A 12260-nucleotide genomic window follows, 5' to 3' on the forward strand; every position below is an offset into this window, starting at 1 on the left:
GGGGAGGAATCATAAAATGAGAGCAGTAATTCAAAGAGTCAGTCAAGCAAATGTGGTAGTTGATGAAAATACTACAGGGAAAATCAAAAAAGGATTTGTAGTTTTATTAGGAGTAGAAGAAGATGATGATGAGAAAGATGTAATATATATGGCAGAAAAAATTGTAAATTTAAGAATTTTTGAAGATGAGAATGAAAAAATGAATTTCTCTTTATTAGATATAAAAGGAGAAATACTTGTAGTTTCACAATTTACGCTTTTAGGAGATTGTCGAAAAGGAAGACGACCTAATTTTATGAATGCAGCTCATCCAGAAAAAGCCAATGAACTTTATATAAAATTTGTAAAAAAATGCAAAGAGTTTAAATTAAATGTTCAAACAGGTGTTTTTCAAGCTGATATGAAAGTTAATTTATGTAATGATGGACCAGTGACTATGATTATAGATAGTAAAAAGAATTTTTAGGAGGGAAAAAAATGATTATACACAAAATAGAAGCAGGAATTTATGCTGTAAACTGCTATATTTTAGCTTGTGAAGAAACAAAAAAAGCATGTATTATAGATCCTGGTGGAGATGGTGAAAGAATTTTAAAATATATTCATGACAATCATTTAATACCTCAATTTATAATATTGACTCATGCTCATGGAGATCATATTGGAGGTATTCCTGCAATCAAAGAAAAGATAGATTTGCCTATTTATCTACATGAAGAAGATGAAGAGTTATTTGCGGATAGAAAAAAGAACTTATCTAGTATGATTGGTGGAGCAGCTATAGAGATGAAGCCAGATAAACATTTAAAAGATGGAGACATCATTTCATTAGGAAAATTAAATCTTCATATTGTGCATACTCCAGGTCATACAAAAGGAGGAGTATCTATTCATGTGGAAAATGTAGTTTTTACAGGAGATACTTTATTTGCAGGATCTATTGGGAGAACAGACTTTGAAGGAGGATCTTTTGAGTCTATTATCGAGTCTATTAAAAGCAAACTATTAAAATTAGATGATCAAGTCAAAGTATTGCCAGGGCATGGACCAAGCTCTACCATAGGTAGAGAAAAATTTTATAATCCTTTTTTAATAAACTAAGAAGTATATACCTGAAGAATTGGGACAATAATAGTAGTATCAATTCTTCAGGAGGTCTATTATGAAAAAAAGTATAGGAAAATATATTATAAAAAAAAATCAAGAACTTCTTAGGGAAATTGATTTTCATGATTTCTTAAATATGGTTGAATCAGATTTATGTGATGAAGAAATTGCTAGTGAATTAGGTGTTCATAAGGAACATGTAAAAAGACTTAAAAATGAAATAAAAAAGGACTTTTAATGTAGGTGATAAAATTGATCAATGTTTTACTAAAGGGACATAATTTTGAATATGAAGTAGGAGAGCTTTTAAAAATATTTATCCATAAAAAAGATTTTAAATTTGTACAGCAAAAAGCTTTGGAAGATAACCAAAGCTTTTTGCTAGTAAGTGAATATATAAAAGACCAAAATATTACCAAGGCTACTTTGCTTCAAAATGAAAAAGTACTTGGTGAAAAATTTATATATCATGAAAAAATAAATAATTCTTTAAAATTAAAAAAAATGATAAAAAGAAGTATAAAAATTGTGATATATGATATTTTGAGAGAGTTTTATGATATAGCTCCTCCTTGGGGAATCCTTACAGGAATTAGACCTACAAAAATTGTACATGAATTATTCCATGAAGGTTTAAATATAGAAAAAATTAAGAAAAGAGTAAAAGATGATTATAGAATGAGTGACGAAAAAATAGATTTAATCATTAATATTGCTCAGATCGAAAAAAAATTCATTCATGGTGAAAAAGAAGATCAAGTTAGTGTATATATTAGTATTCCATTTTGTCCTACTAGATGTCTTTATTGTTCTTTTCCATCTCATCCTTATGAAGAAGAAAAAATAAAAGATTATCTAAATGCTTTATGTTATGAAATCAAAGAAATTGGAAATACTCTAAAAAAATTAAATAAAAAAGTAGAAACTCTTTACATAGGAGGAGGTACTCCTACTACGCTTACAGCAGAGCAGTTAGATACTTTACTAAAAACAATCCATCATTTTATAGATCTTAAATATGTGAAGGAAATGACTGTAGAAGCAGGAAGACCAGATACAATCACAAAAGAAAAATTAGAAGTATTAAAGAGAAATAAAATTAACCGTATTAGTATCAATCCTCAAACTATGAATGATGAAACACTCATAAAAATAGGAAGACATCATAAAGTACAAGATATTATAGATACTTATGAAATGGCAAAAGAAATAGGGTTTGATTCTATAAATATGGATCTTATTATAGGGCTTCCTGGTGAGGATGAAAAAATGGTCGAGCATACTATGAAAGAAATTCAAAGATTAGATCCTAATAATTTAACTGTACATACTCTGGCAATTAAAAGAACCTCTAGATTAAAAGAAAGTATTAAAGATTATGATTTAGCAAAAGAAGAACAAGTACAAAAAATGATTCATATTACACAAGATTATGCAAAAAAAATGGGATTAATACCTTATTATATGTATAGGCAAAAGTATATGCTAGGAAATCTTGAAAATATAGGCTATTCAAAAGAGAATTATGAATGCATTTACAATATACAAATTATGGAAGAAAAACAAAGTATTATTGCTCTGGGAGCAGGAGGAGTTTCTAAATTCTTCTATCCTAAAGAAAATCGATTAGAAAGAGTTCCAAATGTAACAAATGTAGATGAATACATAAAGAGAATTGATGAAATGATTGAAAGAAAAAGAAAAGAGTTTTTCATACAAAATGGAAATAATATTGACAGATAAAGGTCATTTCATTATAATAATAAACAATTGTATATAGTATTTGCAAGGAAGAGGAATAGTAAGTGTAATACTATTAAAAGCGAGTTGAGATTTGGTGGAAGCTCAATAATAAAGGTTATACTAAAGACACCTCAGAGCAAATGATCTGAAAAAAAGTAGGATTATTCGTATTTCGGCGTTAACGAATAAAAGTGGGATTTTCCAATGAGGGTGGTACCGCGGGATATAATACTTCTCGTCCCTAAATTTAATAGGGATATAGGAGTATTTTTTGTTTTTACTTTGTTTCAAGGAGGGTTATAAATGTTGACAAAAGCACCTAGAGGAACAAAAGATGTTTTACCATCAGAAGTATATAAATGGATATATGTTGAGAATTTATTTAGAGAAGTTTGTGATCACTTTGGTTACAGAGAAATAAGAACTCCAATATTTGAACATACTGAACTTTTCAAAAGAGGAGTAGGAGAAACTACAGATATTGTACAAAAGGAAATGTATTCCTTTGAAGACAATGGGAAAAGAGAGATTACTCTAAAGCCAGAAGGAACAGCTCCTGTAGTTAGAGCTTTTATTGAAAATAAACTGTATGCAGATACTCAACCTACAAAGCTTTTTTATAGTACTCCATGCTTTAGATATGAAAGACCTCAAGCAGGAAGACTACGAGCTTTTCATCAATTTGGAGTAGAAGCTTTTGGAAGTGATCATCCTTCTATAGATGCAGAAGTGATAGGAATTGCTATGGTATTTTTTGAAAGACTTGGCATAAAAAATTTAGAGCTTCGAATCAATAGTATAGGTTGTCCTCATTGTCGTAAAAAATATAATGATATTCTAAAAGACTATTTAAAAGAAAAACTTCCTAATTTATGCAATACTTGTAAAGATAGATATGAAAGAAATCCAATGCGTATTATTGATTGTAAGGTAGAATCTTGTAAAAATGAACTTAACAATATACCTCTTATGTTAGATTATTTGTGTGATGAATGTAAGAAAGATTTTGAAATATTAAAAGAAAGTCTTTCTGCAATGAAACTTGATTATGTAATAGACCCAAGCATTGTAAGAGGATTAGATTACTATAGAAAAACTGCCTTTGAAATCATCTCTCATAATATAGGAGCTCAAGGAACTGTATGTGGAGGAGGACGTTATGATGGTCTTGTAGAGGAATTAGGAGGACCACATACACCAGGAATTGGATTTGGAATGGGAATAGAAAGATTACTACTTACTTTAGAAAATAATGAAATAGCAATACCAAGTCCTAAGGGATTAGATATTTTTATTGTATCTATAGGAGAGAATGCAGAAAAAGAAGCTATAAAAATTCTTCAAAATTTAAGAAGAGAAGGTATTTCTGCTGATAAAGATTATTTAAGTAGAAGTATTAAAGCTCAATTTAAATATGCAAATAAATGCAATGCTTCTTATACAATTGTATTAGGAGATGATGAATTAAATCAAGATATGGTTTCTTTAAAAAATATGAATACAAGTGAACAAACGACTATTAAGCTTAGCAATTTATTAGAAGAATTAGAAAATAGATTATAGGGAGGTAGATCATATGGCTGAAGCATTAGGAAATATGAAAAGAACACATATGTGTGGAACACTAAGAATGGATCACATTGACAAGGAAGTTGTTTTAATGGGATGGGTGCAAAAAAGAAGAGATTTAGGTGGACTTATATTTACTGATTTAAGAGATAAAACAGGAATTGTTCAAATTATATTTGATAAAGATATTTCAGAAGAAGCTTTTAAAAAAGCTGAGACAATAAGAGGAGAATATGTAATTGGAATCAAGGGTATTGTAAAACATAGACAATCTGTAAATAAAAATATACCAACGGGAGATATTGAAATATTTGCAAATGAGTTAAAAATATTTTCAGAAGCACAAACACCTCCTATTTACATAGAAGATGAAGATGAAGTTTCAGAAAATTTAAGATTAAAATATAGATATCTTGATTTAAGAAAGCCTAAGATGCAAAAAAATCTTATGTTTAGACATAAATTATCAAAATTAACAAGAGACTTTTTGGATGAAAATGGATTTTTAGAAATAGAAACTCCAATGCTTGGAAAAACCACTCCAGAGGGAGCAAGAGATTATTTAGTTCCAAGTAGAGTAAATGAAGGGAAATTTTATGGTCTTCCTCAGTCCCCACAGCTTTTTAAACAGTTACTTATGGTATCTGGAATGGATAAATATTTTCAAATTGTAAAATGTTTTAGAGACGAAGATTTAAGAGCAGATAGACAACCAGAATTTACACAAATCGATATAGAAATGTCTTTTGTAGAGGTAGAAGATGTATTGTCTATGAATGAAAAATTAATACAAAAGATGTTTAAAGACATGTTAAATGTAGATGTTACATTACCTCTTAAAAGAATGCCATATCAAGAAGCTATGGAGAGATTTGGTTCAGACAAACCAGATATTCGATTTAGCTTTGAATTAAAAGCTATGAATGATTTAGTAGAGAATTGTGGATTTAAAGTATTCTCAGATACTATAAAAAATGGTGGAGATGTACGAGGAATTAAAATTGACGGAGGAGAAAGTCAATTTAGCAGAAAACAAATTGCAAAGCTAGAAGACTATGCAAAAACATATGGTGCAAAAGGTCTTGCGTGGATCAAAATGACTTCTGAAGGTATCAATTCTCCTATTGCTAAATTCTTTAGCGAAGATGAATTACAAAATATAATAAAAAGATTTGAAGCAAAAACAGGAGATTTAATTTTAATAGTAGCAGACAAACCAAGTGTTGTATTTGATGCTTTAGGTCATTTAAGAGTAGAAATTGCAAAACAATTAAATATTTTAGATAAAAATGATTATAAATTATTATGGGTTACGGATTTTCCATTGTTTGAATATGATGAGGAAGAAAATAGATATGTAGCAAAACATCATCCATTTACTTGTCCAAGAGAAGAAGATCTTGATTTATTAGAAACAGAGCCTAATAAAGTTAGAGCAAAAGCTTATGATATCGTACTGAATGGAGTAGAAATAGGTGGAGGAAGTATCAGAATTCATAAAAGTGATCTTCAACAAAGAATGTTTAAAGCATTAGGCTTTACAGAAGAAGAAGCATGGGAAAAATTTGGATTCTTATTAGAAGCATTTAAATATGGAACACCTCCTCATGGAGGAATTGCATATGGATTAGATCGCCTTGTTATGCTTTTAACAGGAAATGATAGTATTCGAGAAGTTATTGCTTTTCCTAAAAATCAAAATGCAATATGTCCTATGACAGAAGCTCCAAGTGTAGCAGATGAAAGTCAATTAGATGAACTTCATATTGCTTTAAAGAATGAAAAATAAAGTAAAAAATATAATCTTTATATGATAGAAGGCATTCAATTCCATTGGATTGAGTGCTTTTTGTTATGGGGAAATAAGTATTAGCTTTTACGAAGAAGAATACTTGATGATTCTGTATGGAAAAAAATACAATATATGCTATAATAATTTGTAGATTATTGTATATATTTGGGAGGAGAATAGATGCAATTTAAAATGCTTGATAATAAAAAATATGGTAAAGTTGGAGATGAACTTAAAGATAATATTGATAAAGGAAGTAAACTTTCGGTAATATCAGCATATTTTACGATTTTTGCATATAAAGAACTTCGCAAAGAACTTAATAAGATAGATGAAATGAGATTTATTTTTACAGAACCTACTTTTGTAAAGAAAAAAGAAGAATTAAAAAGAGAATATTACATAGAAAGAGACAATGAAAAGAAATTATCAGGAAATGAATTTGAAATCAAATTAAGAAATGAATTAAATCAAGCAAGTATAGCCAAAGAGTGTGCTGATTGGATTAGAGATAAAGTTAAAATCAAATCTTTTAAAAAGCCTAATCCAGCACAACAAAGATTAGTACATATTCAAAATAAGGATAATGACTTGTCAATAAATGGTACAGTGGATTTTACTACAGATGGACTAGGATTTTCACCATCAAGTAGATTAGATATGAATACATGTGTATATGGTAAAGAAGCTACTCAACATTTTTTGCAGATGTTTGAGGATATTTGGGAAAATGATACAGTTGTAGAAGATGTAAAAGATCAAGTACTTGAGCATATGCAAGTTATTTATAAAGAAAATACACCAGAATTTATTTATTTTATTACATTATATAATATATTTAAAGATTATCTTGATGAACTTACTGAGGACAAAATTGTAAAAACAAAAACAGGATTTAAGGATACAATTATATGGAATAAACTATATAAATTTCAGAAGGATGGCGTTATTGGGGCTATAGATAAACTAGAAAAATACAATGGTTGTATAATAGCTGATTCTGTAGGTTTAGGGAAGACATTTTCTGCTCTTGCAGTTATAAAATATTATGAACTTAGAAATGATAGGGTACTTGTTTTAGCTCCAAAGAAATTGAGAGAAAACTGGACTATCTATACACAAAATGATAAACGTAATATATTGGTAGGGGATAGGTTTAATTATGATGTACTTAATCATACAGATTTAACTAGATATAATGGATATTCTGGGGAGATTAATCTTGAAACTATAAATTGGAGCAATTATGATCTTGTTGTTATTGATGAATCTCATAATTTTAGAAACAATGATCCTCATAAAGACAAGGTTACTAGATATGCAAGAATGCTAAATGATGTAATTAAAGCTGGTGTAAAGACGAAAGTACTTATGCTTTCAGCTACACCTGTAAATAACAAGATGAATGATATTAAGAATCAAGTAGCTTTTATTACTGAAGGGAATGATAAAGCTTTTGAGTCTGAAGGAATTATTAGTATTGAACATACATTAAGAAAAGCACAGTTAGTTTTTAATAAATGGTCTGAGCTAGAAGATCAAAAAAGAACTGTAGATACATTTATTGAAATGATGAATATGGATTATTTCAAGCTTTTAGATACAGTAACTATTGCTCGTTCAAGAAAACATATAGAAAAGTACTATAATGTTTCAGAAATAGGAAAATTTCCTATTAGAAGAAAACCAATTAATATTTATGCAGACATTGATACTAAAAATGAGTTTCCAGAACTTGAATATGTGAACAAGATGATTAAAAATCTCAATATGAGTGCATATGCACCTCTTAAATATGTATTATCAGAAAAGAGAGCAGAATATGCTGCAAAGTATGATAGTAAAGTTAAAAATGGAAAATCAGTATTAAAACAAACAGATAGAGAGCAATCTCTCGTTAATTTGATGCGTGTAAACATATTAAAAAGGATGGAAAGTTCAATTCATTCTTTTGGTATTACAATTTCAAAACTATTAATTCAGATAGACCATTTGTTGGACAAAATTGAAAAAAATCAATTTGAGTATGATAAGGATATTCATATTGAAGATATAGAAATGGATGATGCACAATTTGAAGATATACTCATTGGAAATAAAGTAAAAGTACTTATTCAAGATGTAGATTCTATTAAATGGAAACAAGATCTTGAAGAAGATAAAATAAAATTAGAAAAACTTTTAATTGAAACAGCTAAGATTATAAATAATCGTGATTCAAAGATTAAAGAGTTAAAAATTTTGATTGAAAATAAAATAAATAATCCATTAAACGATGCAAACAAGAAAGTAATTATATTTACTGCATTTGCAGATACAGCACAATACTTATATAAAAACATTTCAAAGTGGGCTATGGAAGAATTTAATGTTCATTCGGCTTTAGTTACAGGAGCAGGTGATAATAAATGTACTCTAAATGGAATAAATAAAAAAGATTTAAATGCAGTACTTATGAACTTTTCACCAAAATCTAAGGAAAGAGAAAAGATTTTTCCAGATATGAAAGAGGAAATAGATATACTAATAGCAACAGATTGTATATCAGAAGGACAAAACCTTCAAGATTGTGATTACCTAATAAATTATGATATACACTGGAATCCAGTTAGAATCATTCAAAGGTTTGGAAGAATAGATAGATTAGGTTCAAAAAACAATAGCATACAACTAGTTAACTTTTGGCCTAATATTAAACTAGATGAATACATCAATCTTGAAGCTAGAGTGACTGGAAGAATGATGCTTTTAGATATTTCAGCAACAGGAGAGGAAAATATTATAGATCATAGTGAAAAATCTAAAATGAATGATCTAGAGTATAGGAAAAAACAACTAAAGCAACTACAAGATGAGGTTGTTGATTTGGAGGATATTTCAGGAGGAATATCTATTACAGACCTTACTATGAATGATTTTAAAATGGATTTAATGGAATATATGAAAAACCATGAAGAAGATTTAGAAAAAACACCATTAGGTATGTATGCAGTTTCAACTATTGAAGATGAAGAACTAAAAGAACAAATAAAGCCAGGGGTCATATTTACTTTAAAACAAGTAAATCACAATGTAAAACCAGAGGAGAGTAATTCTTTATATCCATATTATATGGTTTATGTTTATGCGGATGGAAATGTTAGATATAATTATATTCATACAAAGAAAATATTAGATTTTTATAGGAAGTTATGTTCAGGTAAAAATGAAGTATTAAAAGATATAGTTAAAACTTTTAATGATGAAACGAATAATGGTAAGGATATGAAAAAATATTCCAATTTTTTAGAAGATGCTATTGATAATATAATGGGTAAAAAAGAAGAAAAAGGGGTAGCCTCTTTATTTACAAAAGGAGGAACAACTATACAAAAGAGCTTGTTTAAAGGTATTGAAGATTTTGAACTAGTATCATTTTTGGTTATTAAATAGGGGGAAACTATGACACATAAATTATATGAAAAAATGAATATACCAAAAGAATGTGAAGTAGGAAATACTATATTTAAAAAATTATTTTATGAAAATTCCAATATGAGCAGCAATGATAAGGATATATTTACAAATCACATTGATAAGATACTTTGGAAATATTCCTTTAAAGAAGAAAACCTAAATATAAAAGCATATAAAACAGATGAATTAGATTATGAAGAAATAGCTGTTATTGAAGTATTATTAAATGATGAAAAAAAGTATAAAAGAATATCTGAGATTATACAAAATACTATACCCTATCCTTTAATATTGATATTTGTTAAACAAGATAAAATTCTTTTAAATGGGGCTTATAAAAGAGTTAATAAAGTAGATGTTAGCAAAAATACAGTAGAGGATTATATCTATAGCTCATGGATCAATCTTTCAAATTTAAAGGATAATGAGGAAAAATTCTTAGAATCATTAAATATAAAAGAGTGTTCTTTTATAAATATATATAAATTTTATTGCAGCTTTGTAGATCAAATTAATATTTTTAATGCATCAAATATTACAGGGGACTTTGATAATTTAAAAAATAAAGATATAGAAGAGATAAATACTTTAAATGCAGAAATAGAAAACTTAAATATAAAAGTTGAAAAGTTAAGAGGAGATTTAAAGAAAGAACAGCATTTTAATAAAAGGTTAGATATAAATATAAAAATAAAAAAGATAGAATCTAAAAGAAACAATTTAATTGAAAAATTAAAAGCATAAGTTTGGGGGAATACATAATGGAAAAGATGAATGGATATAGCCTAAATATAGTTAAAGAAAATATAGGGAAACTAAAAGAAATATTCCCAGAAGTATTTTGTGAGGATAAAGTTGACTTTGAAAGATTACAAGAAGTTTTAGGAGAATATATAGAAGATAAAGAAGAAAGATATAATTTTTCATGGCATGGAAAATCAAAGGCCATAAGAATGGCTCAAACACCATCAAGAGGAACACTAAGACCATGCAAAGAAGAAAGTAAAAACTGGGATACTACAGAGAACTTATATATAGAAGGAGATAACCTAGAGGTTTTAAAACTACTTCAAAAGAGCTATCAAAACAAAATAAAAATGATATATATAGACCCACCTTATAACACAGGTAATGATTTTGTATATAAAGATGATTACAAAGATAATCTTAAAAATTATTTAGAAATAACAGGACAAGTTGATGAAGAGGGAAATAAAACATCCACAAATTCAGATGCTGGAGGAAGATATCATACTAATTGGTTAAATATGATGTATCCAAGATTAAGATTGGCTAGGAATTTACTTAAAGATGATGGGGTAATATTTATTAGTATTGATGATAACGAAGTTCATAATTTAAGAAAAGTATGTGATGAAATTTTTGGTGAAAATAATTTTATATGTAATATTTGTCATAAAGCCAGAGCGTCTATTTCAAATGATAAAATTATATCAAGTAACCATAATATAATATTACTATATGCAAAAGATCATGATGTAATATTTGATAAAAGAAAAAGTATAGGGTTAGACCCGGATTTATCAGGGTTTGATAATCCAGATAATGACAAAAGGGGTCCATATAGGTTAACTCCCGTTGATGGACCTGGTGGGGCTAAAAAGGGAAATCCTTATTATGAATTCATGGGAGTTGAGGGATATTTTAGATATTCAAAAGAAACAATGCAGAAAAAATACGAGGATGGATTAATTGTTAAAACAGCTAATGGATTACAACAAAAGTATTATTTAGAAAAAGCAAGGGAAAGTAGAAAGACTGATACAACATGGTGGGATGATGCAGGGCTAACATCAAATGGAACAAGATATTTAATTGACTTAATGGGAGAGAAGACATTTGATACTCCTAAACCAGTTTCTTTAATAAATAGAATGTTGAAGTTATTTACTACCTTTGATAAAAATGAAATAATATTAGATTTTTTTGGGGGTTCATCCACAACTGCTCACTCAGTTATTGAATCTAACTTAGAAGATTGTGGAAAAAGAAAATTTATACTTGTACAATTACCAGAGAAGATTAACGAAAAGTCTGATGCGTATAAGTCTGAATACAGTAACATTTGTGAAATAGGTAAAGAGCGTATAAGACGTGCTGGCGATAAAATTGTTGAGGAAAACAAAGATAAAGAAGGTATTGAGGATTTAGATATTGGATTTAAGGTGTTTAAGCTGGATTCTTCTAATATTAAGCCTTGGAATCCAAGTTTTAAAGATATAGCAAATAGATTAGATGAAGTGGTTGATAATTTTGTACCAGGTAGAACAGAAGAAGATGTAGTTTATGAAATAATGCTTAAGTATGGTATTGATTTAACCTATCCTATTGAAGTAAAAGAAATTAATGGAAAGAAAGCATTTAGTATTGGACTTGGAGCTTTAATTATTTGTTTGGATAATGAAATTACTTTAGATGCTATTAATGGTATTGTAGATTTAAAAAATGAATTAAATCCTGAAACTACTAGAGTAGTATTTAAGGATAATGGATTTCAAAATGATTCTGTAAAAACTAATGCTATAGAAATATTAAAGAGAAATAACATAAATGAAATAATGAGCATATAGGA

General features: G+C 28.1%; 9 protein-coding genes and 1 other annotated feature. All 9 genes read left to right on the plus strand.

Annotated elements, in window-relative coordinates; translation table 11 throughout:
* The first annotated feature begins 16 nt into the window (after positions 1-16).
* The 9 genes from dtd (at position 17) to EK368_RS06335 (ending at position 12258) form a co-directional block, all read left to right on the plus strand.
* On the plus strand, positions 17-466 hold the full coding sequence (dtd, locus tag EK368_RS06295; protein ID WP_129597581.1) for a D-aminoacyl-tRNA deacylase: 450 nt from the start codon (positions 17-19) through the stop codon (positions 464-466).
* 11 nt (positions 467-477) lie between these two features.
* Complete coding sequence (locus EK368_RS06300; RefSeq protein WP_129597583.1) at positions 478-1101, plus strand: MBL fold metallo-hydrolase; 624 nt, start codon at positions 478-480, stop codon at positions 1099-1101.
* A 61-nt stretch (positions 1102-1162) separates the two neighbouring features.
* Positions 1163-1345 (plus strand): hypothetical protein, encoded by a 183-nt coding sequence (locus EK368_RS06305; RefSeq protein ID WP_129597585.1) that lies wholly within the window; start codon positions 1163-1165, stop codon positions 1343-1345.
* Between the two features lie 14 nt (positions 1346-1359).
* On the plus strand, positions 1360-2850 hold the full coding sequence (gene hemZ / locus EK368_RS06310) for a coproporphyrinogen dehydrogenase HemZ (protein ID WP_129597587.1): 1491 nt from the start codon (positions 1360-1362) through the stop codon (positions 2848-2850).
* A 36-nt stretch (positions 2851-2886) separates the two neighbouring features.
* Positions 2887-3096: a binding site (T-box leader), on the plus strand.
* Positions 3097-3153: 57 nt separating this feature from the next.
* Positions 3154-4413, plus strand: coding sequence for a histidine--tRNA ligase (gene hisS, locus EK368_RS06315; protein WP_129597589.1), 1260 nt, complete (start codon positions 3154-3156; stop codon positions 4411-4413).
* A 13-nt stretch (positions 4414-4426) separates the two neighbouring features.
* A complete protein-coding gene (aspS, locus tag EK368_RS06320) occupies positions 4427-6208 on the plus strand; it encodes an aspartate--tRNA ligase (RefSeq protein ID WP_129597591.1) in 1782 nt (593 codons plus the stop codon).
* Between the two features lie 183 nt (positions 6209-6391).
* Positions 6392-9643, plus strand: coding sequence for a helicase-related protein (locus tag EK368_RS06325; protein ID WP_129597593.1), 3252 nt, complete (start codon positions 6392-6394; stop codon positions 9641-9643).
* Between the two features lie 9 nt (positions 9644-9652).
* Positions 9653-10411, plus strand: coding sequence for a DUF4391 domain-containing protein (locus EK368_RS06330; RefSeq protein WP_129597595.1), 759 nt, complete (start codon positions 9653-9655; stop codon positions 10409-10411).
* Positions 10412-10428: 17 nt separating this feature from the next.
* A complete protein-coding gene (locus tag EK368_RS06335) occupies positions 10429-12258 on the plus strand; it encodes a site-specific DNA-methyltransferase (RefSeq protein ID WP_129597597.1) in 1830 nt (609 codons plus the stop codon).
* The last annotated feature ends 2 nt before the right edge of the window (positions 12259-12260 follow it).

It is taken from the genome of Anaerophilus nitritigenes, from assembly GCF_004138215.1.
Lineage (GTDB): Bacteria > Bacillota > Clostridia > Peptostreptococcales > Thermotaleaceae > Anaerophilus > Anaerophilus nitritogenes.

What these genes read in the sequence shown, in the direction of transcription:
- EK368_RS06325 (WP_129597593.1), top strand. Translation starts at nt 6,392, where the DNA reads ATGCAATTTAAAATGCTTGATAATAAAAAATATGGTAAAGTTGGAGAT.
- hisS (WP_129597589.1), top strand. Translation starts at nt 3,154, where the DNA reads ATGTTGACAAAAGCACCTAGAGGAACAAAAGATGTTTTACCATCAGAA.
- EK368_RS06300 (WP_129597583.1), top strand. Translation starts at nt 478, where the DNA reads ATGATTATACACAAAATAGAAGCAGGAATTTATGCTGTAAACTGCTAT.
- EK368_RS06305 (WP_129597585.1), top strand. Translation starts at nt 1,163, where the DNA reads ATGAAAAAAAGTATAGGAAAATATATTATAAAAAAAAATCAAGAACTT.
- EK368_RS06335 (WP_129597597.1), top strand. Translation starts at nt 10,429, where the DNA reads ATGGAAAAGATGAATGGATATAGCCTAAATATAGTTAAAGAAAATATA.
- aspS (WP_129597591.1), top strand. Translation starts at nt 4,427, where the DNA reads ATGGCTGAAGCATTAGGAAATATGAAAAGAACACATATGTGTGGAACA.
- EK368_RS06330 (WP_129597595.1), top strand. Translation starts at nt 9,653, where the DNA reads ATGACACATAAATTATATGAAAAAATGAATATACCAAAAGAATGTGAA.
- dtd (WP_129597581.1), top strand. Translation starts at nt 17, where the DNA reads ATGAGAGCAGTAATTCAAAGAGTCAGTCAAGCAAATGTGGTAGTTGAT.